Genomic DNA, 26,554 nt, shown 5'->3' with positions numbered 1-26,554 from the left:
ATACGGCGACACGTGGCGATCTCGACGCCATCAGGCTATAAAGAAGACTGCATGGATGGGCTAGAGCGCCCCAGGAGAGAAAGTGATGTCCAAGAAATCAGTTATGGCACTGTCCGTACTCTTACTAGGCGGCATGAGCGCCGGCGCTGGTGCGAGCGAGATTTACACCTGGACAGATGCACAAGGCAATCGCATCTACTCAGACCAACCCAATCCCAACTCCACCAAGATTGAAGTTGGTCCGACCAATAGTATTGAGCCGCCCAAGCCTATTCCCGCATTTAACGAAGCAAGCAATGGCGCCAACAACCAAAGTAACGCCAATATTACCGGCGGCTATCGCAGCCTTAAGGTCACCAGTCCAGCCAACGATAGTGCAGTTCGCGCCAACGACGGCAATATCGAACTGTCGGTCACCATCGACCCGCCGCTGCGTAGTGGAAACCTTCTTCGAGCGCAGGTTGATGGCAACCTGAACGAGCAAGCGATTGCCGGTAGCGGCCAACCCAATGCGACATTAACCTTGCCCAACCTGGACCGAGGCACCCACGAAATCAGTGCTGTCATCATGGATACCAAAGGCCAGGTTATCCTCAGCAGCGACCCGGTTACTCTGCATGTTCAGCGCACTTCGCTGAACCAGCCTGGCCGCGTCGGCAATCCAAACCAGGCCCCTACTGCGCCAGCCGCACCGCGCGCACCAAACGTACCAGGCCCTGCCACCGGAAACTGACCTACCTGCAACGGCGCGGTCAACGTCCAGAGCCGCGCCAGCACAAAGCACCGTTTTGGTGCATACTCCCACCAAGCGCTCCCATTCGTGCGCCATCGCTTGGCGTGCGGATTACTGCCCGCTGTCGGTGTGCCACTATAAAGCCTACTTTCTTCACCGTATAACGCTAGCATCGCCAGCATCCAGTGCCCTATTTACAAGGCATGCAGCCCCTACTGCTGCTTGCTGGACCGCGGCGCAACAGAAACGAGCAAAAGAATATGCATAGCATTAGGTCTACGCCCTGAATTGGTTCGCTTCTTGCATTTCTCTGCCCAAACCATGGATATAGTTATGCTGCCTGATCGATTTCTACGCCAAATTTTGGACAACCTGACCACAGCCGTGCTGCTGCTCAATGCAGACTTGCGCCTGAGTTTCATGAACCCAGCAGCAGAGATGTTATTGGCCGTTAGTGGTCAGCGAGTATTCCAGCAGCCCGTAAGCGAGCTTTTTACCGATACTGCTGCGGCACTGGAGTCCCTGCGCAACGCTGTTGAGAACGCTCACCCCTTTACCAAACGTGAAGCGCAGCTGAACCTGAGCAACGGCAGAAGCATGATGGTCGACTATTCAGTCACGCCCATCATGGCAGCCAATCGCAGCTGGCTGCTGATTGAGCTTTATCCGCGCGACCGTTTGCTACGTATCACCAAGGAAGAAGCTCAGCTATCCAAGCAGGAGGTCACCAAAGTACTGGTGCGTGGACTGGCGCATGAGATCAAAAATCCGCTGGGCGGCATTCGCGGCGCGGCGCAACTGCTGGCCCGGGAACTGCCGGAAGAATCACTCAAGGATTACACCGACGTTATCATTGAGGAGGCTGATCGACTGCGTAACCTGGTTGACAGCATGCTCGGCCCTTATCGCCCGCCAGCTCTGCACCCGATCAACATCCACGAAATTACCGAGCGCGTCTGCAGCCTGATCGAAGCTGAAACCCAGGGCGTCCTGCAACTAAAGCGTGATTATGATCCCAGCATTCCAGACATCCTTGCCGATCGCGAACAACTGATTCAGGCACTGCTGAATATTGTGCGCAACGCCATGCAGGCGATAGCCGAACACCGCCCGCTGGAACAGGGCTGCATTACCCTGCGCACTCGCGCGCTGCGCCAATTTACCATTGGCCAAACACGCTACCGCCTGGTGTGCAGACTGGAAGTGATCGATAACGGCCCCGGCATTCCGTCTGACATCGTCGAAAGTATTTTTTACCCCATGGTCAGCGGCCGGGCTGAAGGCACTGGACTGGGACTGTCGATCACCCAGAACATAATTGGCCAGCACCAGGGCTTGATCGAGTGTGACAGCGAGCCCGGCTGTACGACCTTCACCCTGTTCCTGCCGCTGGAAAAGGAAGGGGGCGACTGACATGTCATGCACCTGGAATTACCCAGCGCGACGATTTGGGCCCCCGCCCCGCCGCCTTAGCCTGACAACGAACCCCGCCGTTATCTACTTGCGCGCGTTCACGTCACTGATTAACGAGCCTTGTCTCAACTGCCTGCCGGCTAGACCGGAACTGGAGAACTGATTTATGACCCGCTCACCCAATCGTGCTGAAAATGTCTGGATTGTCGACGATGACAGATCCATCCGCTGGGTTCTGGAGAAAGCGCTGCAACAGGAAGGTATGGAGCCCGTTAGCTTTGACAGCGCCGATGCCGCGCTGGCGCGCCTGCAGCGCCAAAGCCCGGATGTACTCATCAGCGACATTCGCATGCCCGGGACCAGCGGGCTGGACCTGCTTGCCAATATTCGCGAGCGCTACCCCAAACTGCCCGTCATCATTATGACCGCGCACTCCGACCTGGACAGCGCGGTAGCCTCATACCAAGGCGGCGCCTTTGAGTATTTGCCCAAGCCCTTTGACGTTGATGAAGCGGTCGCGTTGGTACGCCGTGCGCTAGCTCACACTCATGAACAGGAAGCGGAGGATGAAGAGCCAGACGAAGCACGCACACCGGAAATCATCGGTGAAGCGCCGGCCATGCAAGAAGTCTTTCGCGCCATTGGCCGCCTGTCTCACTCCAACATCACGGTACTGATCAACGGCGAGTCCGGAACGGGTAAAGAACTGGTAGCCCATGCCCTGCACCGCCATAGCCCGAGGGCGCGCAATCCGTTCATCGCGCTGAACATGGCCGCCATACCTAAAGATCTGATGGAGTCAGAGCTGTTTGGCCATGAAAAAGGCGCCTTTACCGGCGCCAGCGTGCAACGCCGTGGTCGTTTTGAGCAGGCTGATGGCGGCACCCTGTTTCTCGACGAGATCGGTGACATGCCGGCAGAAACCCAGACGCGGCTATTACGTGTGCTTGCCGATGGCGAGTTCTATCGGGTGGGCGGACATACGCCGATCAAGGTTGACGTGCGCATCATCGCCGCCACGCATCAAAACCTGGAAGGCCTGGTTCAGGCAGGCAAGTTTCGCGAAGACTTGTTCCACCGCCTGAATGTCATTCGTATCCACATTCCCAAGCTGGCCGAGCGCCGTGAAGATATCCCAGCGCTGGCTCAGCACTTTCTGGCCAAAGCCGCACAGGAACTCGCGGTCGAGCCAAAGCTACTCAAGCCTCAGACCCAGGATTATCTGCGCAACCTGCCCTGGCCCGGCAACGTCCGTCAGCTAGAAAATACCTGCCGCTGGATCACCGTTATGGCTTCCAGCCGCGAAGTGCTGATCGAAGACCTGCCCCCCGAAATGCTCACGCAGCACCACGACAGTGCGCCTGATGGCAATTGGGAGCACGGTTTGCGCACCTGGGCAGACCAGGAGCTGGCCCGCGGGCTAACCAACCTGCTGGATATCGCGGTGCCGGCATTCGAGCGGATCATGATTGAGACCGCCCTTAAGCATACGGCAGGAAGACGCCGTGATGCCGCGCAGTTACTGGGCTGGGGGCGAAACACCCTGACTCGGAAGATCAAGGAACTGGGCATGAATGTGGATGGCGCTGATGAAGAGGATAGCGAATAAAGTCGCGCAATCCACAGTCAGCGCAAAACTGGCACGCTTGATGCTTTATAACTAGTGGGTGTATTTGGGGTGACTCTGGTTCAGGCAGGCTAGAGTCACCTTTTTTTATGCTCAAGCCTCAAGCCTCAAGCCTCAAGCCTCAAGCCTCAAGCCTCAAGCCTCAAGCCTCAATAGGGTGATTGCGGCGTAATAGCAGTCAACTCTTCTTTCAGTCTATTCGTCCGCTGCAGAATGCACCAAGACACCTCGTTTCCAAGTACCCCATTCACGGGTGCTTGCAGCCCCCATGGCGCACGCCTACACTGCCCTCCCAACATCACCCTGACGCCTAGACCATGTTCCACATAGCCCTGCTCGAGCCCGAGATCCCGCCTAACACCGGCAATATCATTCGTCTGTGTGCCAATACTGGCTGCCAGCTGCATCTGATTGAACCCCTGGGTTTTGAGCTGGATGACAAGCGCCTACGACGTGCGGGCCTGGATTATCATGAGTTTGCTGCGGTTAAAACCTACCCCAATCTTGAGGCCTGCCTGCAGGCAGTAAATCCGGGGCGGGTGTTTGCGTTGAGCACCAAAGGGGAAAAGGGGTTTAGCGAGGTGCAGTTCGCTGCGGGCGACCTGTTTCTGTTCGGACCGGAAAGCCGCGGGATACCGGCTGAGGTGCGCGAGGCGCTACCGGCGGATCAAGTACTGCGTATTCCCATGCTACCCGACAGCCGCAGTCTGAACCTGTCCAACAGCGCTGCCGTGCTGATTTACGAGGCTTGGCGCCAACTGGGATATGAGGGAGCGCTTTAAGCGCAGCTGCAAGCTGCAAGCTGCAAGCTGCAAGCTGCAAGCTGCAAGCTGCAAGCTGCAAGCTGCAAGCTGCAAGCTGCAAGCTGCAAGCGTAATCAGGATGCTTTGCGCCTACTCGGTGTCAACCACCTTTCAGCGCAGTTTACGCCCACAACTTGCTAACTTTTGGGTTACTTGTCGCTTGCAGCTTGCGGCTTAGCGCCGGCCTTAGCGCGTTTTCACCACAACTTTGCCGACCGCCTGACGCGAGCTGAGGATGTTGAGTGCATCTTCATATTCGTTCAGCTCATAGGTCTTGGAAACCAGCGGCTTGAGCTTGCCCTCGGTGTGCCAGGCAAAGAGTTGCTTGAAGTTATCCAGGTTAGCCTGCGGTTCGCGGGCGGCAAACGAGCCCCAGAACACACCGACGATAGACGAGCCTTTCAGCAACGCCAAATTGACCGGAAATTCGGGAATACGGCCACTGGCAAAACCGACTACCAACAGACGACCTTTCCAGTTGATGCTGCGTACCGCCTGGTCAAACAGGTCGCCACCGACCGGATCATAGATGACGTCGGCGCCTTTGCCGTTAGTCAGCTCTTTTACTGCGTCTTTCAGACTGACTTCACTGTAATTGATCAGATCATCAGCGCCGGCTTTTTTCGCCACTTCCAGCTTCTCAGCACTGGAGGCAGCGGCAATAACACGTGCGCCCATTGCCTTGCCAATCTCGACGGCAGCCAAGCCAACGCCACCAGATGCGCCCAGCACCAACAGGGTTTCGCCGGGTTGCAGATCACCGCGCTGCTTGAGTGCGTGCATGGAGGTGCCGTAGGTCATGCTAAAGCCAGAGGCAGTGATGTAATCCATATCATCGGGCATCGGCAAGACACGCATGGCATCGGCCGCAATCTTTTCTGCGAAGCTGCCATAGCCGGTCAGACCCATAACCCGGTCACCCACTTTCAGGTGCTTGACCTTCTCACCCACGCTGGAAACCACACCAGCAGCCTCGCCACCTGGCGAAAACGGGAACGGCGGCTTGACCTGGTATTTGCCTTCAATGATCAAGGTGTCAGGGAAGTTAACGCCCGCTGCATGAATATCGATAACCACTTCATTGGCTTTGGCAACCGGATCAGCGGTCTCTTCCAAGACCAGGCTGCTGGCGGGTCCATAGGCTTTGCATAGAACAGCTTTCATTGTTGTCTCCTTGGCTCTAGCAGGATTTGAATAAGGTGATAGAGGCAGCCAAAACAGGAAAAAAAACCGAACAAGCGCTTTTTTACGTGTCGTAAATAGCGTCGCGTCGGCGGTTTTAAGTCCGTATTGGCACTACCGCTCGTTGTGCCAACAACGGCTTGGCCTACGATGCCTACAGTCTAGTCGTCTACCCCGCATCAGGGTCAATGACCATGCCCTGAAGTGATGGGTATGCATAACATCAGCACCAGCCTGGATGGATGGACGGATAAGCATTTGGCGAGGGCCACTTGCTCAGCTATCCTGTGACGACATCATTGGAGCCCCACAATATGCAACGCAGACGCCTTTCTCTGTTACTCATCGCCGCTCTGCTGCTGCCCTTCACGGTCAGCGCGGAAGAAGATGAAGCACCTGCCAACCAAACTGCCTACGTCGAGATGAAGCCGTCCTTTGTCGGCACCATAGGCACGGGGCCGCGCATCCAGTATCTCAAGGCGGATGTCGCGCTGCGAACTGAAGATCCCGCGGCCGTTAGCCGTATCGAGTATCACGACCCGCTGATTCGTAATGCCCTGGTCACGCTGTTTGCGCGCCAGACCACCGACGATCTGTCCTCTATGGATGGCAAAGAGGCGCTGCGCGCAACAGCGCTGGAGACCGTCCAGGCTGTATTGACCGAAGAGGAAGGTGCACCGCTGGTTGATGATCTGCTGTTTACCAACCTGATAGTGCAGTAGGTCTCGCTGGCACCTGCCCCGCGCGGGGTAGCACCAGCGGGCAGATCAGACTCGCTGGCTCAGGTACTGATCAACATAACTGTCGAAGTCCAGCGTGTCTGCTGCCTCAATAGCCTCCTGCTCTGCCAGCGACTTTTCAGCCGCAGCCTCGCACTCAGCCTGCACTTTTGCATCCAGCGGCCGCGCGCGGAAATAGCGGTTATGCTCTTCAGACTGGGCCAAGGCAAAACGGAAGAAGCTATCGCCCTGCTCTTTGATAGCCGCCAACACACGCGCTGATGGGGTAAGAGCAGAATCAGCCAACTTGGCGCGCTGTTGGTCAAGGCCCAGGGTATAACTCTGGGTATCATTAGCGCTGTCGAGCAGCTCGGCACAAGCTGCCATGCCATCCAGCAGCTTGTTGCCCCAATCCACCAGCGAGCGTTCACCGCTGTTGTCCTGCAGCTGCAAACCTGGCTCACGTCCACGCTTGACCGCCAGATTGAAATTATCAGATGCCGCCTGACACTCGGCATCATCCAGCTCCGGGCTCTCCTGCAATGCGCAATACAGCAGAAAGCTGTCCATAAAGTGCGCCGTCGATGGATCAACCCCAAGCGGTGCAAACGGATCGATATCCAGGCAGCGCACCTCAATGTACTCAACGCCACGCTGAGCCAGTGCATGCACCGGCTTTTCACCACTCTGCGCAACCCGCTTGGGCCGAATTGGACTATAGAACTCGTTTTCAATCTGCAACAGATTGGTATTCAGCTGCTGCCAGTCGCCGTTCGCGTCGTGCGTACCCAGTTTGGCGTAGGGCTCATAGGGCAGGCTGATCGCGTCCAGCATGCTGGCAATGTAGTTTTCCAGGCTGTTGTAGCAGATGTTCAAACCGGATTGTGCGTTGTTGTTGTAACCCAGGTCACTCATGCGCAAGCTGGTCGCATACGGCAAGTACAGACTCTTCTCGCCCAGGGGTTGCAAACGATGATCGCGGCCCTGCAGAAAACTGGCGCAGACCGCTGGTGAGGCACCGAACAGATACATTAATAGCCAGGCATAGCGGCGGAAGTTACGAATCAGCGCGAAGTAGCGCTCAGACTGGTATTGCTGGTCGCTGCGCGTGTCCTGATCCTGCTGCTTGAGCTGGGCCCAGAGCGCCGGCGACAGGGAAAAGTTGTAATGCACGCCCGCAATACACTGCATGGCCTTGCCATAGCGAATCGCCAAGCCCCGGCGGTAGACGTTTTTTAGCGTGCCGACGTTCGATGTACCGTACCAGGCAATCGGAATATCGCTATCGTTGGTCGGTAAACGGCATGGCATCGACTGATTCCACAGGCGCTCGTCACCCAAGTGGCTGTAGGTAAAGCGGTGTACCTGATCGAGATTACCGAACAGCTCGTCAATACTGCGACTGACTGGAGTAATCAGCTCAATCAGCGCTTCAGAGTAATCGGTGGTAATAGTCGGATGCGTCAGTGCCGACCCCAGCTTGGCGGGGTGTTCACTATGCACCAGCATGCCATCTGCGGTAATCCGCAAGCTTTCCTTTTCGATGCCGTGACGGCAATCGGTCAGTAGTGGCTGCACCGCAGGATCACGCAGCAGGCCGAGACGTTTACTAAGCGTTGGTGACAAGGTGTCACTCCTTGGGGGTTATAGCACCAGCTGGCTTCCACCCGCTGGCATCTCAATCAGTATAGAAAGGCGCAGGCCCTTGCGCTCGTTAAAGTCGGGCAAAGGTACCAAGGCACTTGGCGACCAGAGCGCCGTCCTGCCAAACCTCGCCATCCACCACTATGGTACGGGTGCCGGCATGCACGACCTTGCCGGTGCACTCCAGCTCACCACCAATGACCGCGCGAGTGTAGTTGATCTTGCACTCGATGGTCGCCGTGCTTTCATGCGCTTCCAGCACACTGAACGCAGCGGCACCCATGGCCGAGTCCAGCAGGGTAAAGACCACGCCACCATGAACGCGATGGGTGGAATTGAAGTGCTTATCGGTGATTGGCAGGCGCAATGTGCAGCTGCCCCGCTCTATGGCGGCGAATTCTATACCAACCAGCGCGGTAAACTCGCTGGTGCGTTGGGCTGCGAAGGCCGCCAGGGCCGGGTGTAAATCGCTCATGGCATCACCTTTTCTTTTTGGCATTGGCAAACAGACTGGCAAAAGTACCTTCTGCGGATGGCTTGGCCTGTGCGTTGGTTTTGGCGTTGTGCTTGTTACCCTGATTACGTGCCCGGCTGCGCTCGGCAGGTGATTCTGACTTGTCGCCCGCCGCCGGCGGCGTATCTTCAAGACGCATGGTGAGGCTGATGCGCTGACGGGGAATGTCGACTTCCATTACCTTGACCTTGACGATGTCACCGGCCTTGACCACATCACGCGGGTCCTTGATGAACTGCTGCGACAGCATGGAAATATGCACCAGGCCGTCCTGATGCACACCAATATCGACAAATGCCCCGAAATTGGCAACGTTGGTGACAACGCCTTCAAGGGTCATACCCGGTTTGAGATCCTTGAGACTTTCCACACCCTCCTGAAACTCTGCTGCCTTGAACTCGGGGCGCGGGTCGCGACCCGGCTTATCCAGCTCTTTTAGGATATCGGTAATGGTAGGCACACCAAAATGCTCATCGGTATAACGTGCTGGCTCCAACTTGCGCAGAAACGCCGAGTCGCCAATCAGGCCACGTACGTCGCGCCCGGTTTCTTCGGCGATACGGGTTACCAGAGGATAGGCCTCGGGATGCACCGCAGAAGCGTCCAATGGATTGTCGCCATCCATGACCCGCAAAAAGCCTGCGGCCTGTTCGAAGGTCTTTTCGCCCAGACGGCTCACCTTGAGTAACTGCTTGCGGTTTTTGAACGCACCGTGCTGGTCACGAAAGTCGACAATGTTCTGTGCGATATTCGGGTTCAGGCCGGAGACCCGCGTCAGCAGTGCAGCGGAAGCGGTATTGAGGTCTACGCCCACCGCGTTTACGCAATCTTCCACTACGGCATCCAGCCCGCGCGCCAACTTTATTTGCGACACATCGTGCTGGTACTGACCCACACCAATGGCCTTGGGCTCGATTTTTACCAGCTCGGCCAGGGGATCCTGCAGACGCCGGGCGATGGATACCGCGCCGCGATAGGTAACATCCAGATCGGGAAACTCGCGCGATGCCAGCTCCGAGGCCGAATACACCGAAGCGCCTGCCTCTGACACCATGACTTTCTGCATGGTCTGGCCGCTGCACAGCTTGATCAGATCGGCCGACAGCTTATCGGTCTCACGCGAGGCAGTGCCGTTGCCGACGGCAATCAGGCTGACCTGATGCTTCTGGCAAAGCGCTGCCAGCGTAGCCAATGAGCGATCCCAGTCGTTGCGTGGCGCATGTGGGAATACGGTAGCGGTATCCAGTAACTTACCGGTGGCATCAACTACTACAACCTTGACGCCGGTACGCAACCCCGGGTCCAGCCCCAGGGTAATGCGCGGCCCGGCGGGCGCAGACAACAACAGATCCTTGAGATTACTGGCAAAGACGCGGATAGCTTCGTCTTCGGCACCTTCGCGCAGTTCGCCCAACAACTCGGTTTCCAGATGACCCAGCAGCTTTACTCGCCAGGTCCAGCGCACGACTTCCAATAGCCACTTGTCTGCTGCGCGGCCCTGGTTTTCAATACCAACGGCCTCGGCAATGAGCCCTTCGCATGGGTGCATGGCACCCACCGCTGGCGCCTCATCGCCCAACTCCAGAGCGATGCTCAGCACGCCTTCGTTACGGCCACGCAGAATCGCCAGCGCACGGTGCGACGGCACCTTGGCCAGCGGCTCATCATATTCAAAGTAATCGCTGAACTTGGCGCCTTCCTGCTCCTTGCCAGCAACCAGGCGTGAGACTACCCGGCCTTCTTCGCGCAACGTACGACGCAGCTTGTCGAGCAGCGCCGCATTCTCACTGAAGCGCTCCATCAGAATATATTTGGCGCCATCGAGCGCAGCCTTGGTATCTGCGACGCCCTTGTCGGCGTCTATAAAGGCTGCAGCCTGCGCTTCAGGCTCCAATGTTGCGTCGGCATAAAGCGCATCAGCCAGGGGCTCAAGGCCAGCCTCAATGGCGATCTGGCCTTTAGTGCGACGCTTGGGCTTGTAGGGTAGATAGAGGTCTTCCAGCCGGGTCTTGGTCTCGGCCTGACGGATATCACGTTCCAGCTCGGGGGTAAGCTTGTCTTGTTCAGCAATACTCGACAACACCGCCGCACGGCGGTCCTCGAGCTCGCGTAAATAACGCAGACGCTCTTCCAGGTAACGCAGCTGGGTATCATCCAGACTGCCGGTGACTTCCTTGCGGTAGCGAGCAATAAAGGGAACGCTTGCACCCTCGTCCAGCAGGCCCACGGTGGCATCTACTTGTTCAGGGCGCACCGACAATTCAGCGGCAATGCGTGCGGCAATACTCTGCATGGGTAATCAATTCCACGATTTGCGGTAACAGGTCGGGCAGTATAACCGAGACACAGCTTCAGGTCGGCCCCCAAAAGCACGCTGGATACCAGTACTATAACAAGGTAAAAAGAAACCTCTTGTAACAATGGTCAGCCCGCAAAAAGCGCGGGCTTGGGTCACAATGCGGGCTTAATATCTCAGGCAGGTGCAGCATGACGAGCGAAGGCGAGAAAATCCTGATTGTCGATGATGACGTGCGTTTGCGGCGCTTGCTGGAACGCTTTTTGGGTGAACAAGGCTATCGCGTTCGCGCGGTTGAAGATACCGAGCAGATGGATCGTCTGCTGGCACGTGAGATCTACTCGCTGATCGTGCTCGACCTGATGCTCCCCGGCGAAGATGGTATGACCGCCTGCGCGCGTCTGCGTGCCGAGGGCAATACCACACCTATCATCATGTTGACCGCCAAAGGTGATGAGACCAGCCGTATTCAGGGGCTGGAGATTGGAGCCGATGACTATCTGCCCAAGCCCTTTAATCCACGTGAGCTGGTCGCCAGGATGAAAGCGGTATTGCGGCGCCAGCTACCGCAGGTCCCAGGCGCACCCAGCACCGATGACGACCAGGTAACCTTTGGTGAATTCGTCCTCAACCTGGCCACCCGCGAGCTCAAGCGCGGTACGGAAGTGAACATGCTGACGACCGGTGAATTTGCGGTACTCAAAGCACTGGTCCGCCACCCACGCGAACCCCTAACCCGTGACAAGCTGATGCAACTGGCCCGCGGCCGTGAATGGGATGCGCTGGAGCGTTCCATCGACGTACAGATATCGCGCCTGCGCCGTATGCTGGAACCCGATCCCTCCAAGCCCCGTTATATCCAGACGGTCTGGGGCGTAGGTTATGTCTTCGTACCGGACGGCCAGTCCGCGTGAAGGGTGGTCCTGGCTGGCACCCGCTACTCCCGCGTAGCTTTTTTGCCCGCACCATTTTGCTGGTGTTGCTGGTTACCCTGTTTTCCAAGATGCTGACGCTGATTTACCTGCTCAGTAACGAGGATCTGCTCGTTGACCGCCAGTACAGTCACGGCACGGCCATGCTGGTTCGCGCCTATTGGGCCAGCAGCCCGGATACACGTCGCGATATCGAAGAGATGACCGGGGTGCAGGTAACCGTCCCCGAACAGGTACCGCAGGGCGAGGTTCATTGGCCCTACTCCGGCATCTTTACCCACCAGTTGCGCGATGAACTAGGCGACCAGACTCAAGTACGGGTACAAACCCAAAGCCATCCAGCGGTCTGGATTCATCAGCCAGCTTACGGTGACTACTGGCTAAAAGTGCCACTTTACGCCCACCCGCTGCGCGGCCAACGAGTGTGGATGGTAGTGACCTGGCTGGTATTGATCGGCATGCTCTCAACGGCTGCGGCCTGGCTGCTGGTGCGCCAGCTCAGCCAGCCACTGAAAACCCTGGAGCGCGCTGCGCGCAGTATTGGGCGAGGTAAAAGAGTCAGGCTCCTGGATAACAGCGGACCCTCCGAAATTGCCGAGGTGTACCGTGCGTTCAATCAGATGGCGCAGGATGTCGAGCAGGCCAGTCGTGATCGCTCCATGCTGCTGGCGGGGGTTTCTCATGATTTGCGCACGCCGCTGACACGCATGCGCCTATCCACCGAGTTACTGTCGGACGCTGAACCCGAGCTTACCGATGGCATGATCCGCGACATCGAAGACATGGACGCGATTCTTGATCAGTTCATGGCCTATATTCGCGACGGCAGTGCAGAGGCGAGCGAGAGCGGTGATATCAACGAGCTGATCAGCGAAGTCGTCGCCCCGCTCAATAGCAATGGCGAAGCAGTTCGGCTGTGCTTGCAGCCGGTGCCGGAGTTCGAGTTTCGCCGGCTGTCGATCAAGCGCGTGCTGACCAACCTGATTGAAAATGCGCTGATACACGGCGGCACCGGCGTCGAGGTCTGCACCTATCTGCAGCAAGCAGGTCCCGAGTCACGGCTGATTGTCAGCGTGCTCGATCGTGGACCAGGGGTGGAAGTGCTAGAAGGGGACGCGTTATTCAGCCCCTTCATTCGGGGCGATCAGGCGCGTTCGACGCGCGGCACTGGTTTGGGGCTGGCCATCGTCAAACGCATTACCGATAGCCATGGCGCTAGTGTTCAGTTGCTCAACCGTATCGGTGGTGGGACCGAGGCACGGCTGAGCTTCATACTCTGATACGAGGGCTGATCAACCGGCGCGGCGCAAGAGACCGGACTGGTCCAGCGCCTGCTCGACGGCGGACAAGTCGGGAATCAGCAGTTCGCCAGCCTCCTCCGCTACCTGCACGCGCTGTAATACATAGCTGCTGCCTTCCCCAACCTTCTCTACCTCTTCGCGCGTCAACCGGCGCGCGCGCGGTATGCCCCACACCCGCACACCGATAAAGCGCAGGTTAGTCACGCCATCCAGCGCGTTCAGAATCAGCGTGCGCGGCTCTGCTCCAGCAGCAGGTTCCGCGCCTTCAGCCAGCAAGTTGTCGAGGTCTACCATGGGTACTTGCTGGTCACGCCAAAGAGTCCAGCCGAGAAACCATTCGGGCCCGCTCGATGCCGACTGGCTAAGGCGGTAAGCCACTAGTTCGGCTACCGCGACGTTAGGTAACAATAGCGGCTTACCCGCCAGCGGAATGATGAGACCATTAAGGCTTTCCAGCACATCCGACATGTCTACCGATCCTCATTGCTATTCGTGGGACGCTGTCGCGCCTACAGGGCCAGTGGCCATTCTTGCAGCAGCCAATGCTGCAGCGCCGCTGCCAACTCTTCTGGCGAGCCTTCTCGGCTACTGAAGCCGGCATCCTTTACCGCTTTGGGCATGGTCGCGCAGGCTGAGCTCTGCTCATCCTGGGTCCAAACCTCAATCCCCTGCTGACGCAATCGGCCACAAGCGCCTACGCCGTCTTCACCCATACCGCTGAAAACAATAACGCCGCTGGCAGACCCAAAAGCACGCACCGTCTCATCAAGCACCGCCTCAATCGACGGACGATACAAGCCCGGCCAGGCTTCATCACTTAATTGCACTGCACCGCCGGAGCCGAAGCGCAACGAGCGCGATACTGGCGCAACCAACACATCCCCCCTGCGCAGATGAGCACCAGGCTGACAGTTGATAATACGCCAGTCATTCTGGCGACCCAGAATCTGCGGTAACTGCTGTTCAAAGCCAGCGTCAATATGCTGGGCATAGATGAAAGCGACCGGCAACGCTGCCGGCAGTATATCCAGGAAGCGCTTAACTGCTGCTGGACCACCCAGAGACGCGCCCAGCACCCAAACACAAGACGGCACATCATGGGGTAGTTGAGGCACTATCGCCGGGGCCAGGCAGTCAGTCGCAGGTGGCGCACCAAGCAGGGGCTGCAGCTTACCGAGCAAGCGCCGTTGCCAGCGCGGATACTCCTCATCGCTCACATCAGGAATATCGCCGACGCCCAACAGAACAGGCACTGGACTATGTTCAAGCAACCAGTCTGCCAACGGTGATTCTTCAGCCAGCTCAAGCAACCAGGCATCGGTCTCGATCTGCGCCAGTCGCCCCGCATCAAGCTCGGCGGGATCACTGGCAAAAACCAAACGGTAGCCGAACCCAGTGAGTACGTCCGCCAGCCGATTACGCTTACTTTCGTTGCCGGCGAGCAGAGCAATCGCCGGCACACCGCTATCACTCACGGACATCTACCAGTTTGCTGATAACGTCCAGCAACTGCGCTTCCTGGTAAGGCTTACCCAGGTAGACATTTACCCCAATGCTAAGCGCACGCTCGCGGTGCTTCTCGCCGGTCCGCGATGTGATCATGACAATGGGTAGCTCGCTCAGGCGCTCGTCATGACGCACCCGCGTCGCCACCTCAAAGCCGTCCATGCGCGGCATCTCGATATCCAGCAACATGATGTCCGGCTTAATATCCTGGAGCCGGGCAATGGCGTCCACACCGTCCTTCGCCGTTACCACTTCCATGCCGTTACGTTCCAGTAGGCGCGTAGTCACTTTACGCACCGTAATGGAGTCATCCACAACCATGACCAGCGTCGCGCGTGCTTCCGGTTTACTTCTCGCCTGCGCCCGTTCAGCCGCCAGGTACTGCTGCGCCTGCAGCGCTTGTTGTGCGCGGATAACAGCCAGCAGATCGAGGATCACCACCACGCGCCCATCACCCAGGATAGTGGCACCGGAAATCCCGGGCACGACCGCAAACTGACGCCCAAGACCCTTTACTACAATCTCGCGCGAGCCTGCCAAGGAGTCGACCTGCACAGCCACGCTGTGCTCGGCACCACGCACCAGAATGACGGGCAACGGTAGCGAATGCCCAGTCAGCCGCGGCTGCTGGCCAGTAACCAGCAGATCGCCCAGATAGCGCAGATCGTATTCTTTACCCGCATATTCAAAAGGCGGTGCGTCTGGCGCGTAATAGGCTTCAAGCTCATAGCCGGAAACCCGCACGATACCCTCGATGGTATTCAATGGAATCGCGTACAGGTCTTCCCCGGAATACACCATAAGCGCCCGGTTTACCGAAACCGTAAAGGGCAGACGAATAGTAAAGGTCGTTCCCTTACCGGGCTCGGTCGTCAGCGTCATGCTGCCGCCAAGCTGCTTCACTTCAGCGTTGACCACATCCATACCAACACCACGACCGGATATCTGCGTCACCTGGGTCGCGGTTGAGAAGCCCGCTTCCAGGATAAACTGCAGTACTTCCTGATCTGTCAGTTCAGCATCCGCATCCATCAGCCCGCGTTCAATCGCTTTGTTGCGAACGGCACTGAGGTTAATACCGGCGCCATCATCCTTCAGCGTCAAGACTATCTCGCTACCCTCGCGAGCCAGGTCGAGCCAGATGTTGCCTTCGCCACTCTTGCCCTGCTCCTGTCGCACCAAAGGCATCTCGACACCGTGGTCGACCGAGTTACGCAGCATATGCTCCAGCGGGCCGATCATGCGCTCCAGCACACTGCGGTCCATCTCGCCCTCGGCATTGCCGACAATGAGTTCGACCTGCTTGCCCAGTTCACCGGCGACCTGACGTACGACGCGACGCATGCGTGGCAGCAAGCGTTCGAAAGGCACCATGCGCGTGCGCATCAGACCTTCCTGCAGCTCGGTATTAACCCGCGCCTGCTGCACCAGCAGGGTTTCCGCGTCGCGGCTCTTGGTAGCGATCGATTCTTTCAGATCCAGCAAGTCCGACGCTGACTCAAACAACGAGCGCGACAACTGCTGCAGCTGCGAATACTGATCCATTTCCAGCGGATCGAAATCTTCGTAGCTCTGCTCAAGCTCTTCCTGGTGACGGGACAGAATCTGTGCCTGGGTTTCCATATCAAGGCGACGCAGCTGGTCACGAACCCGATCAATGGTGCTTTCTACGTCTTCCAGGATACTGCCGACATCTGTCACTTGCTGTTCGATGCGGCCGCGGAAAATGGAGGTCTCACCGGCCAGGTTGACCAGCTCTTCCAGCAGCGCCGAAGACACTTTGACGCTCTCCTGGCCACTGGTCCGTTTGGCGCCTTCTGCCGATGGCTGGCTGGCGTTCATGGCTCGCTGCAGAATGTCCTGCACACCCGCCAATGACATACCTGTCGCTGCTGGCGCGACTGTAACCGGCGCGTCAATTGTCGCTAGCGGCTGCGGCTCTGCCGTAATCTCATCCGAACCCGGCAACTGACCAGCGGACAGCTCAGCGATTCTTGCCTGCAACGCAGCCAGATTCTGTGCCAGTTCTTCATTCTCACTTGAGCCACTTTGCAGCTCAATTTCGAGCTGTTTCGCATGGTCCGCGAGCTGCCTTTGGCCAGCCAGGCGAGCACTTCCCTTGAGTGTCTGAATGCGATGCAGCAACTCAGCTGCGGCCGCAGCATCTGCTTCACGCCGTTGTAGTAGCTCGGCGCATGGCGACAATAGCTCGTCCGCTTCTTCAACAAAAATGGCCAGCATGCCGCCCATGGGTTGCGGCTCTGCAGCAGGTGCTGACACCAACGCACCACCCGTATCGAGATCATCACCAGTTTTGCTGGGCAGGCGTGGCGGCTCGGACGGGTTCTTACGGAAACTATTAATTGCTGCAATCAGCGCGGCGCCATCGCTGATAGGGCGCCCCGCGACCACGCCGTCGACCATATCGGCCAAGGCGTCGTGGCAAGCATCTAGCAGCTCAAACAGCGGCGGAGTGACCTCATAGCGATGCTCGCAAAGTGCCTCGTACACAAATTCCATCTCGTGCGAGAGATCACCAACCGGGCGAATCTCGGCCATCCGCGCGCCACCCTTGAGGGTGTGCAGGTCGCGCTGTAATGATTCGACGGCAATAGTATTACCGGTATCGTCCTTCCACTGCTGCAGACTGGTGGCGGAGCTTTCGATAATTTCCTGTGCTTCTTCGAGAAAAATATCGACCAGTTCTGCGTCTGTCCCAGCTTCACTCGGACTCCACAGCCCCGCCGATTTACTCTGAGCGGCAACAGGCGGCGCCTTAACAGCCTGGATATCGGCCGGTAGCAGCGCCTGAAGCGCCTGGATTTCTTCTGCCGCTGCGACCAGGTGCTGATGAGCTGCCACCTGATCCATCATGCTGATCAAGCGCTCGTGCCCTACTGCAAGAACACCCAGTGCAGGCGAATCGAGCTCAAGACCCTCCAGCACGCGTTCATGCACCCGCTCAAGTGCTTCACAGAGCTCTTCCAGCGCAGGCAGTTCTACATCGCCAGCCACATCTGCCAAACCACGCAGAGCGCCAATCAAGTCGCGACTATTGAGCGCGACCGTGGCATCCGCCTGCTTGGCGTACAGCAGGTCGGCAGCATCCAGGAGATCGTCGATACCCTCGGTGAGGAAAATAGACATGAGGCCGCTACTGCCAGCATCTCCGTCCTCAAGGTCTGCACGGCTTGCTTCGCGGGTTGCCAGGGCCTGCTGCTGAAGCTCATGCAAACGCTGCAGGAAACCCTCGGTACCGGCAATGGGCCTGTCTGGACCAGCCGCCAACTGATCCAAGCCAGTTTCAAACAGCGTGACCGCATCACCCAACAAATTGACCAAAGCCTGGTCGGTAGGAATCAGGTTAGCCTTGAACTCTTTAGCCAGCTTCTCCAGCGGGGTAGCCAGCACAGCAATCGACTGGATGCCCGCCATATGGGCACTGCCTTTCAGCGTATGCAGTGCGCGCTGCAGGGCATCACTAATACTGCGTGGCAGGCCGTGCAATTCGCATTCGTGCAGATAGGCGTTGATTTGATCAATATGACTACGGGTTTCATTGCGGAAGATGTCCAGCAATACCGGATCCATAGTCGCTTCAGCTTCAGCTGGCTCTGGCTCTGGCTCTGGCTCTGGCTCTGGCTCTGGCTCTGGCTCTGGCTCTGGCTCTGCGGGAAGTGTGTCAGGCTCTGACCAGCTGTCCAGACTATCCGTCACAATAAGCGGCAGCGTTTCATCTTGCAGCGTCAGGTCTGCTTCAGGCTCCTGCACAGGCTCGGGCAACTGATCGAGATCGATCTCGTCTGCCTCCAACTCCGGCAGACTATCGAGCGGCTCGAGTGTGACATCCATATCCGCTGGATCGGATTCACTACTTTCAACCAGGTCTGGCAAATCAGCCGCTGACTCTTCGCTGAGTAACTCAGGCAGCTCGCCTGATACGTCAGGCGCCTCAGCCAAATCAGCGTCTTCGTCGATAACCTGGGCCGGGGCAGCATCGGGCATCACCTCGCCACGTGCCAAGGCATCCGCCTGGGCAGTCAACTGCTCGACTTCAGGCCACATACGCTGCTGATTACTGGCAAAGTCTTCAACCAGACGCGGCATCAGCGCTCGTACCGCGTTCACTACCGTGAAGACGTCGACGCCCAGCGCAACACTGTTATCCATCACCCGGTTCAGCATATTCTCAACTGACCAGGCCAACTCCGCGAGCACGCCGGCCTTAACCATGCGGCCGCTACCCTTGAGGGTGTGAAAGCCGCGGCGAACTTCCGCCAGTGCTTTTTTATCGGCGTGATCTTGCTGCCAGGCAGGGGTGAACTCGGCTAGCGTCTCCAGCACTTCGCCGGCTTCCTCGACGAAAATCTCGACCAGCTCGGGGTCCAGCTCGTCGTCTTCAATAACCGCTGGCGCTGCAGGAGCAGCATTTGCGTCTGCGCCAGTTGCTTCCGCATTGGCGAGTTCGTCAGCCATCTGCGAGCTATCGTCTGCAGAGGGGGCGCCATCCGGCAATGAATCAGGGTGGTAACCCAGGCTGCTAAGCCGCTCTTCAGCGACGTCCAGAATGCTGTCACCGCGGTTACTATCATCTTCGGCGAGACGCTCAAGATAATAGTCGATGCTGGTGATGACATCAGCCAGCGCATCCAGCGCTACCCAGTCAGGGATCGCCTTGGAATCCACCAACTGCTCCAGAATATAGCGTCGGCAGGCACCGACATCAGCCGCCGCACGTGCCAGCGGCACCATTGCCAGACCACCACGCACGCTGTTCAGCAACTCATCTACGGGCTCAAGCTGACTGTGATCCCATTGATTAGCGATAAAAGCATTGATCGCTTCGCGGGTTTCTTCCAGCGCATTGCGGGCTTCGTGCACGACCATGTGCTGGACTTGCACAATGTCCTGAGCAGCAGCAAGACGCTGCATGTCATTATCGACTGCGCCCTCTTTCTCGCCTCGCTCAAGACCGAGAATGCCCTGCAGGCTGGCTTCAACATAGAGCATGCCACCGGCAACATCCATCAGCGCCGCATCGGTCACACTGGACTCACCACTGGCAAGGCGCTCTACCTGCTCAATCTGCTCACTCAAAACCCGTCGCGGCTGCCCCAGGCCCAACATCGCCAACGTATCGCTAACCTGTTTCATGATGGGCAATAAGGCTGACAAGCGGTCCAGCTGGCTGCGATCGCTGCGTACAAAGAGATCGAGTTGATCCTTGACCTGCATCAGCTCTTCGCCCAACGCCATCACCACCGACTGCATGGCGCCCCGATCAGGACCAACCAGTCGCGCGTCCTCAGCTGACAGATCATCCTGACCACCAGCCCAGGAGTCCTGCAGTTGATAACGCTGCTTCAACGCGTCCAATCGCGGGCTACCATCGGCGCTTTTGGCGACGTAGAACAGCAGATTACGCAGTAACTCGGGTGGCGGAGCACTTTGTAGTGCGTCAGCGCCCCGGGTCATTAATTGACGGAGCTCCTGGTCAGCCTGCCGGAGCAACTGTCTGACAGCTGCGCCATTTTCGATACTGCCCTCTTCAAGGCCTTCTGCAACACCGGCAAAAATGGCCCAAAGATCCGCATAAGGCGCACCCTGACAAAGCTGTTGTAGCCGCGCAAATACGTTGCGCAGGTGACGGCTGTTAACCTTGATATCCTGGCCGCGGATAACCCCGGCCTGCGACATCTGCAACGCCTGACGCAATTTACGCAACTGCTTGACGTTGTCAGCTTGAGATAGATCCGCTAGCTCCGATGACGATTCAGCAACGGCGGTATCGAGTCCGGGGCTGAAAAGCGCGTTTTCCGATAGCAGCTTGTCTCCGCGTGCGGTGCGCATATCGTTCAGCAGCGGCAAAAGCACCAGCGGCAAATCACGCCTGCCACTTTGTACCCGATCAAGATAAGCAGGCATCTGCAGGATGGCCTGCATGAGCACTTCGAGCGCTTCGCTTTCGCGCTTCACTGCACCGTTCATAAGCGCTTGAGCAAGCTGCTCCATTTCTTCGGCGAGCAGTGCTGCACCATAAAACTCGACCATCTGCAGCGTGCCATGGACCTGATGTATATAGGTCAGACAGAAACGCAGACGCGTTGAATCCTCGGGGGTTTCAACAAAGGCCTCAAGCGCTTGACGCGCCTGATTCAGCGTTTCAGAAATCTCGCCCTTGACCCAATCGAGAGCGACGTAGTCATGCCGATCACTCATATTTACTCCAGACGTCCAGTGCTATCCCGGCGCACATAGGCCTGTACCTGGTCATCAGGTAGCCGCTCGAGCAAGGGATTATTCCAGTCCATGATTTCACCCAATCCAATGATCAACATGCCGCCGGGCGCGAGCCGCGTCGCCAGCAGGTTGAGCAGATCGCGGCGACGCCAGCGACGGAAATAGATGAGCAGGTTCTGGCAGAAAATAATATCCAGGTCCCTGATAGGGGCCTGGGCCAATTCCAGAATGTTCAAGCGAGAAAAACACACCCGGTCACGCAGGGCATAGGCAACTTCGTAACGGTCATTCGGCAGGGTTTGCAGCCATTCGCGGCGCTCACGGTCGTCCAGTCCGCCCAGACGATTGCCAGAGTAAGTGGCGGCACGCCCCTGCTCTAGCGCCTTTAGGCTTATATCGGTCGCCCAGACGCCATATCCGCTGGCATGGCCGCCCGCTGCAGCAATACTTTGCTCGCTGACAATGGCCAACGAGTAAGCCTCCTCGCCGCTGGCGCAACCCACACTCCATAGCTGCAATGGCCGCTCTGCGCCCCGATCAGCAAGCAGTGTGCTCAAATGCCGACCAATGGCATCGAACGAGGGCCGGTGCCGCATAAAGCTGGTTTCCCGCACCGTCAGTCGGTCAATCAGCGCAGACCATTCCACCGCGCCCGCCGCACCCTGCGTCACCTGATCATAGTATTGCTGATAGTCGGTGATGTTCAGCTCACGCATGCGCGTGCCAACGCTGGTCTGCAAAAACGTTCTGCGCTGATCACTAACGCACACGCCGGTACGAGCCTCCAGCAGTGTTTGCCACTGCCGAAACTGATGCGCGTCCATTTCCGGCAGCTGTTGCAACGACCAATTCTGCGTTGTCTGCACTTTATGCCCCTCGCTCCAGGCGAAACCGGAGGGCCGCGCTTGCAGCCTTCCGACTCAGCTTAGTCGTCCTGCTGCGGTAGCGTGAAGCCGTCAACCGACTGACGCATGGCCTCAGCCAGTTTCGCCAACTCACCAATGCTGCGTGCGGTGGTGGTGGTACCTGCCGAGGTTTGCGAGGTGATCTCCTGGATCACGTTCATGGTATTGGAAATGTGACCGGCAGAAGAAGCCTGCTGCCGTGCGGCGTTGGAAATGTTCTGAATCAAGGCTGCCAGACTGGTTGATACCTTCTCGATCTCTTCCAGAGCGACACCGGCGTCCTGTGCCAAACGGGCACCACGAACCACCTCGGACGTCGTCTGTTCCATCGAGATAACTGCTTCATTGGTATCGGTCTGAATGGTTTTTACCAGCGCTTCAATCTGCTTGGTGGCACCAGAAGAACGTTCAGCCAGACGCTGTACTTCGTCGGCTACCACCGCGAAGCCTCGACCGGCGTCACCGGCCATGGAGGCCTGAATCGCGGCGTTCAAGGCCAGAATGTTGGTCTGGTCAGCAATGTCGTTAATCAGACTTACGATGTCACCAATTTCCTGCGATGACTCACCCAGGCGCTTGATCCGCTTGGATGTGTCCTGAATCTGCTCGCGAATGGTATCCATGCCAACGATGGTATTCTGTACTACCTCGTTACCCTTGTTGGCGATGGCTACCGAACGTTCTGCTACCGCCGCCGATTCGGAAGCGTTGGCGGATACCTGGTCAATGGAAACCGCCATCTCGTTTACCGCGGCAGAGGCGCCAGCAATTTCCTGTGCCTGGTGCTCGGAGGCCTCGGCCAAGTGCATCGCTGTACCCTGTGTTTCCTGGGCAGCGCCTTCTACCTGCAAGGCCGTTTCGTTAATGGTCAGTACCAGTGCGCGGAGTTGGTCAATAGATTCATTGATAGAGTCTGCGATCGCACCCGTGAAGTCCTCGGTTACCGTAGCCTGGGCGGTGAGGTCACCGTCGGCCAAGTCACCGATCTCATCCAGCAGTCGCAAAATCGCTGCCTGGTTGCGCTCATTTTTCTCAGCGGTTTCAACCAGACGCTCGCGGGTTTCGCGGGTCATCTGCACACCGATCAGCAAAATGCAGCCCAAGGCAATGACGCCCAGCGCGTAGCCTAAAATACTGTTGATAACACGGGCATCAGCGCGACTCTCAAAGCCACGGGCCAATTCTGATACGTTTTCCAGCAGCGACTGCGAATCGGTAAAGATTTCGTTGGCAGCGGAACGTACCTGATAGAGCTCCGGAGACGTCAGCAGAATCTGGTCAACAGAATCCGATACGTAGCGGAACAGCTCTTGAATTTCCTCGAGTCGGGCGGCTGCTTCCGGGTTGGTTACCTGCGTAATGCCAATAGCATCGTTGCCCTGCAACATACCCTGCAGTACGCGACCAAAGAGGCTGGCATCACGACCAAAACTGTCCGCTGCCATCACCGAGTCCTGGTCACCAGCGAGTACGCGGTTTACCGAGCCAAGAATACGCTCGGCCAGCAATGATTGCCGCTGAGCGATGGCCACCTGGTCGGCCGATGCGCCGCTGGTAATCAACAAATCAACCACGTCTTCATACTCGACCTGAAGCTGAGGCACGGTATCAGACAAGTTGTTGGCAACTTCGTGTAGGGACAATACCGTCGCCTGACTGGCCAAAATGGCGTCCGCATTGCGGCGTACTTTATCCCAGTCATCTTGCGCAGGCGCCAGCTGCTCCTGCAGCGAAGCGGGAGTCGGAGGAAGGCCGGTTTGTTCACGACCTTCTATCAGATAATCCCAGCGCTGCTGGAAGTCGTTACGCGCCGTCAACAGCAGACCAAAGGCTTCCGGCGTACCCGTAGCTGCCTCAGTCGCCGACTTGGAAATTTCCTGCGACAGTACGCGCAACTCACCTGCGTGGCCGATATATTCGGTGTCGTACTTACTCTGAATATTCAAATACAGGAAGTTGACGAACAGCAACAACAACGACAGGATCAGTACGGCGAACAGGCCGGTGAGCGTGCGGTTGCTTCGCATCGTGGACAGCATCTGTCTATCGAACTTTTTCATTTTATGGCCCCTACCTGGCCGACAGCCTTGTTGTTCTAGCTAACATGCTCCGATGCAGCAGCTCATCACCGGCCGCACCCCAAATACTGATCAAAGCGCTACGTCGAGAAACGCCTGATCGTGCGCTAATGCGCGAAAATTAAATACCAGCGCCTGTTGCTCGCCGTCATAGGCACCTATGACATAGGGACGCACCGCGTCATCGAGCTCTGGTAGGCGTTCACTGAAGGAGCTGACGGGCATGTGCTGCATACCCAGTAACTCATCGATCAGCAAGCCAACAAACAGGTCGTCACGATCCAGCACCAGGACTCGGCGCTGCTTGCGCGGCGCTGTGCTGGTGACACCAAAAAAACCGCTCATATCAACGATCGGTAATAGACGGCCACGCACATTGGCTACACCTCGTACCCAAGCCTTAACCCGGGGCAACGCGGTGTAACGTGGCTCATGCAGAATTTCACTGACCTCGCCCATGGCAGCGAGCATAAAGTGTCCTGCCAGCCGAAAGCCGACACCACTCCAGACTTCGCTCACCACATCTTGAGACGGCAAGCCGCTAGCCTGTGTGCGATAACTTTTGGCCAGCGTCTGCAATAGATCGAAGGGATGCTGTATATCTGACATGCCGAGTCTATTCTCGTTGTTATGCGGCATCGAACAAGCAGGATTTCCTAGCTGCCGAGTACCGATTTCAGTGTCTGGACCAGAGTAGATTCCTCGACCGGCTTGGTCAGGTAGTCTTTTGCACCCTGGCGTTTACCCCAGACCTTATCGGTTTCCTGGTCTTTGGTGGTGACTATAATCACCGGAATATTGGCAGTTTCCGGATCTTTGGTTAATTGACGAGTTGCCTGAAAACCGTTGAGGCCAGGCATGACAATATCCATTAATACAGCATCCGGCTTTTCCTGACGTGCAAGCGCAACGCCATCTGCCCCGTTCTCTGCCTTTAATACTTCATAACCGTGCTTTTCAAGCATGCCGGTGAGCTTATAAAGCTCGGTTGGCGAATCATCTACTACCAGAATACGGGCCATCGGAGTCCCCCGGTTAATTCAAAATTATGCAGCGGCGCTTATGCGCCCGCCGCACCAGCCATGTTGCCAGCCTGCGGCACATGCGCGCGAATAGCGCCAAGCAGCTCTTCTTTGCTGAATGGCTTGGTCAAATACTGATCTGAGCCTACTATCCGACCCTTGGCCTTATCGAACAGACCATCCTTGCTGGACAGCATGATCACGGGGGTGGAGCGGAAAGCGCTGTTGTTCTTGATCAGCGCACAAGTCTGATAGCCGTCGAGGCGCGGCATCATGATGTCAACAAAGATGATATCGGGATGATTATCCGCAATCTTGGCTAGCGCATCAAAGCCATCAACGGCAGTAATCACGGTGCATCCGACTTTTTTCAGCAAGGTTTCCGCCGTGCGTCGAATCGTCTTGCTGTCATCAATCACCATGACCTTCAGGCTCTCGAAATTTTCTTCCATAAGACCAGCCTTTGTTATAAATGGTGGTTCAATTCTTTATGGCTGCGTCTTGCCAGCCGCTGACCAGCCAAATCCTTTTCGCGTACTTTTAGCATAGATTACTCGGCCAATCTATAAAGCTTACTCATGTCCAGCGCATCCATCCAGACTAGCCGACCTTTATTGCACACAGCATCAAGCGTTACACTGCATGCTTACCTCGAAACAGCGCGGAATACCTCTAATATGCCTATTCGTCTCGGCGTCGTCATGGATCCCATCAGCGCGATCCATTATAAGAAAGATAGCACCCTGGCCATGCTACTGGCCGCCAGTGAGCGCCAGTGGGAGTTATTCTATCTGGAGCCTCAGGATCTCTACCTTGCCGACGGACAGGCTATGGGCTGCATGCGTTCCCTGCAGGTACATGCAGACCCTGATCACTGGTACGACCTGGGCGAACAGCAGCAGCTCAGCCTTAGCACATTGGACGTCGTACTAATGCGCAAGGACCCGCCCTTCGACAATGAGTTTCTTTACGCAACCCACATTCTGGAAGCCGCTGAACGCGCTGGCGTCTTGGTGGTCAATCGCCCAGCCAGTCTGCGCGACTGCAACGAAAAGCTGTTCGCTACTCAATTCCCGCAGTGCGCGCCCGAACATATCGTTACACGGCGGGCCGACATTCTGCGCGAATTTGCCAAGCGGCACCGTGACGTCATTCTCAAACCGCTAGATGGCATGGGCGGTTCAATGATTTTCCGCATCAAGGAAAACGATCCCAATCTCAGCGTCATCATCGAAACACTGACCCGCCACGGCCAAGAACAGATTATGGCCCAGCGCTATTTGCCGGAGATCAAAGATGGCGACAAACGCATCCTGATGATCAAGGGCGAACCAGTACCCTACTGTTTGGCGCGTATCCCGCAGCAAGGCGAGACACGGGGCAACCTGGCCGCTGGCGGCCGCGGCGAAGCGAGACCACTAACCGAACGCGACCGCTGGATAGCCGCTCAAGTAGGGCCGACCCTGCGCGAGCGCGGCTTGCTGTTCGTTGGCCTGGACGTGATCGGCGACTACCTGACCGAAATCAATGTCACCAGCCCCACCTGTATTCGTGAGATTGACGCCGCTTACCAAACTGATATCGGCGGACAGTTAATGGACGCCATCGCCGAGCAACTCGCTGCCCGTTAATGCCGGAA

At 57.2% G+C, this 26,554-nt stretch carries 20 protein-coding genes; 8 read left to right on the top strand and 12 right to left on the bottom strand.

The annotated features are described in order from the left end of the window. The first annotated feature begins 85 nt into the window (after positions 1 to 85). The 4 genes from EF096_RS03550 (at position 86) to trmL (ending at position 4,555) form a co-directional block, all read left to right on the top strand. A complete protein-coding gene (locus EF096_RS03550; protein WP_123888238.1) occupies positions 86 to 733 on the top strand; it encodes a DUF4124 domain-containing protein in 648 nt (215 codons plus the stop codon). Between the two features lie 333 nt (positions 734 to 1,066). Next, positions 1,067 to 2,146 carry a nitrogen regulation protein NR(II) gene (gene glnL, locus EF096_RS03545; RefSeq protein ID WP_123888237.1) on the top strand — a complete coding sequence of 360 codons (1,080 nt, stop codon included), beginning with the start codon at positions 1,067 to 1,069 and terminating at the stop codon, positions 2,144 to 2,146. Between the two features lie 166 nt (positions 2,147 to 2,312). Then, positions 2,313 to 3,755: a nitrogen regulation protein NR(I) gene (ntrC, locus tag EF096_RS03540; RefSeq protein WP_123888236.1), complete on the top strand. Its 1,443-nt coding sequence runs from the start codon at positions 2,313 to 2,315 to the stop codon at positions 3,753 to 3,755. A 335-nt stretch (positions 3,756 to 4,090) separates the two neighbouring features. Next, positions 4,091 to 4,555 (top strand): tRNA (uridine(34)/cytosine(34)/5-carboxymethylaminomethyluridine(34)-2'-O)-methyltransferase TrmL, encoded by a 465-nt coding sequence (trmL, locus tag EF096_RS03535; protein WP_123888235.1) that lies wholly within the window; start codon positions 4,091 to 4,093, stop codon positions 4,553 to 4,555. A gap of 207 nt (positions 4,556 to 4,762) precedes the next feature. Here trmL and EF096_RS03530 read toward each other — a convergent pair whose 3' ends face one another. After that, complete coding sequence (locus EF096_RS03530; RefSeq protein ID WP_123888234.1) at positions 4,763 to 5,740, bottom strand: NADPH:quinone oxidoreductase family protein; 978 nt, start codon at positions 5,738 to 5,740, stop codon at positions 4,763 to 4,765. 332 nt (positions 5,741 to 6,072) lie between these two features. Between EF096_RS03530 and EF096_RS03525 the strand changes: the two genes are divergently transcribed. Then, positions 6,073 to 6,480 (top strand): flagellar basal body-associated FliL family protein, encoded by a 408-nt coding sequence (locus EF096_RS03525; protein WP_123888233.1) that lies wholly within the window; start codon positions 6,073 to 6,075, stop codon positions 6,478 to 6,480. A 45-nt stretch (positions 6,481 to 6,525) separates the two neighbouring features. Here the strand turns inward: EF096_RS03525 and gshA are convergent, their stop codons facing one another. The 3 genes from gshA to EF096_RS03510 form a co-directional block, all read right to left on the bottom strand. Beyond that, positions 6,526 to 8,103, bottom strand: a complete 1,578-nt coding sequence (gene gshA, locus EF096_RS03520) for a glutamate--cysteine ligase (protein ID WP_123888232.1) — start codon at positions 8,101 to 8,103, stop codon at positions 6,526 to 6,528. Between the two features lie 88 nt (positions 8,104 to 8,191). Further along, positions 8,192 to 8,596, bottom strand: a complete 405-nt coding sequence (locus EF096_RS03515; RefSeq protein ID WP_158611231.1) for a PaaI family thioesterase — start codon at positions 8,594 to 8,596, stop codon at positions 8,192 to 8,194. Between the two features lie 4 nt (positions 8,597 to 8,600). After that, positions 8,601 to 10,928, bottom strand: a complete 2,328-nt coding sequence (locus EF096_RS03510; protein ID WP_123888230.1) for a Tex family protein — start codon at positions 10,926 to 10,928, stop codon at positions 8,601 to 8,603. A 194-nt stretch (positions 10,929 to 11,122) separates the two neighbouring features. Between EF096_RS03510 and ompR the strand changes: the two genes are divergently transcribed. Together ompR and EF096_RS03500 are read left to right on the top strand one after the other, a co-directional pair. Further along, entirely contained in the window at positions 11,123 to 11,845 is a 723-nt protein-coding gene (ompR, locus tag EF096_RS03505) for an osmolarity response regulator transcription factor OmpR (protein ID WP_123888229.1), read from the top strand. Continuing rightward, complete coding sequence (locus EF096_RS03500; protein ID WP_235869620.1) at positions 11,842 to 13,143, top strand: ATP-binding protein; 1,302 nt, start codon at positions 11,842 to 11,844, stop codon at positions 13,141 to 13,143. Before ompR ends, EF096_RS03500 begins: the two co-directional genes overlap by 4 nt. A 12-nt stretch (positions 13,144 to 13,155) precedes the next feature. Here EF096_RS03500 and EF096_RS03495 read toward each other — a convergent pair whose 3' ends face one another. From EF096_RS03495 to EF096_RS03460, 8 genes are all read right to left on the bottom strand, one after another. Next, positions 13,156 to 13,632 (bottom strand): chemotaxis protein CheW, encoded by a 477-nt coding sequence (locus EF096_RS03495; RefSeq protein ID WP_123888228.1) that lies wholly within the window; start codon positions 13,630 to 13,632, stop codon positions 13,156 to 13,158. Between the two features lie 41 nt (positions 13,633 to 13,673). Beyond that, the gene (locus tag EF096_RS03490; protein WP_158611724.1) at positions 13,674 to 14,639 is read right to left on the bottom strand and encodes a chemotaxis protein CheB; all 966 of its coding nucleotides are present in this window, start codon (positions 14,637 to 14,639) and stop codon (positions 13,674 to 13,676) included. Next, positions 14,632 to 20,889, bottom strand: coding sequence for a hybrid sensor histidine kinase/response regulator (locus tag EF096_RS03485; protein WP_123888226.1), 6,258 nt, complete (start codon positions 20,887 to 20,889; stop codon positions 14,632 to 14,634). Before EF096_RS03485 ends, EF096_RS03490 begins: the two co-directional genes overlap by 8 nt. A gap of 2 nt (positions 20,890 to 20,891) precedes the next feature. Then, entirely contained in the window at positions 20,892 to 21,776 is an 885-nt protein-coding gene (locus EF096_RS03480) for a CheR family methyltransferase (RefSeq protein WP_123888225.1), read from the bottom strand. 59 nt (positions 21,777 to 21,835) lie between these two features. Continuing rightward, complete coding sequence (locus tag EF096_RS03475; RefSeq protein WP_123888224.1) at positions 21,836 to 23,875, bottom strand: methyl-accepting chemotaxis protein; 2,040 nt, start codon at positions 23,873 to 23,875, stop codon at positions 21,836 to 21,838. A 90-nt stretch (positions 23,876 to 23,965) separates the two neighbouring features. After that, positions 23,966 to 24,502, bottom strand: coding sequence for a chemotaxis protein CheW (locus EF096_RS03470; protein WP_123888223.1), 537 nt, complete (start codon positions 24,500 to 24,502; stop codon positions 23,966 to 23,968). A 47-nt stretch (positions 24,503 to 24,549) separates the two neighbouring features. Then, entirely contained in the window at positions 24,550 to 24,915 is a 366-nt protein-coding gene (gene pilH / locus EF096_RS03465; RefSeq protein ID WP_123888222.1) for a twitching motility response regulator PilH, read from the bottom strand. A 38-nt stretch (positions 24,916 to 24,953) separates the two neighbouring features. Then, positions 24,954 to 25,367 carry a response regulator gene (locus EF096_RS03460; RefSeq protein WP_123888221.1) on the bottom strand — a complete coding sequence of 138 codons (414 nt, stop codon included), beginning with the start codon at positions 25,365 to 25,367 and terminating at the stop codon, positions 24,954 to 24,956. A gap of 225 nt (positions 25,368 to 25,592) precedes the next feature. On the opposite strand from EF096_RS03460, the gene gshB reads away from it, so the two are divergent. Continuing rightward, complete coding sequence (gene gshB / locus EF096_RS03455; RefSeq protein WP_123888220.1) at positions 25,593 to 26,546, top strand: glutathione synthase; 954 nt, start codon at positions 25,593 to 25,595, stop codon at positions 26,544 to 26,546. The last annotated feature ends 8 nt before the right edge of the window (positions 26,547 to 26,554 follow it).

The organism is Pseudomonas neustonica (genome assembly GCF_003797945.1).
Classification (GTDB): Bacteria; Pseudomonadota; Gammaproteobacteria; order Pseudomonadales; family Pseudomonadaceae; genus Halopseudomonas; species Halopseudomonas neustonica.
The sequence above is the reverse complement of the archived record's forward strand: the minus strand, read 5'-3'. Positions and strand labels throughout refer to the sequence as shown.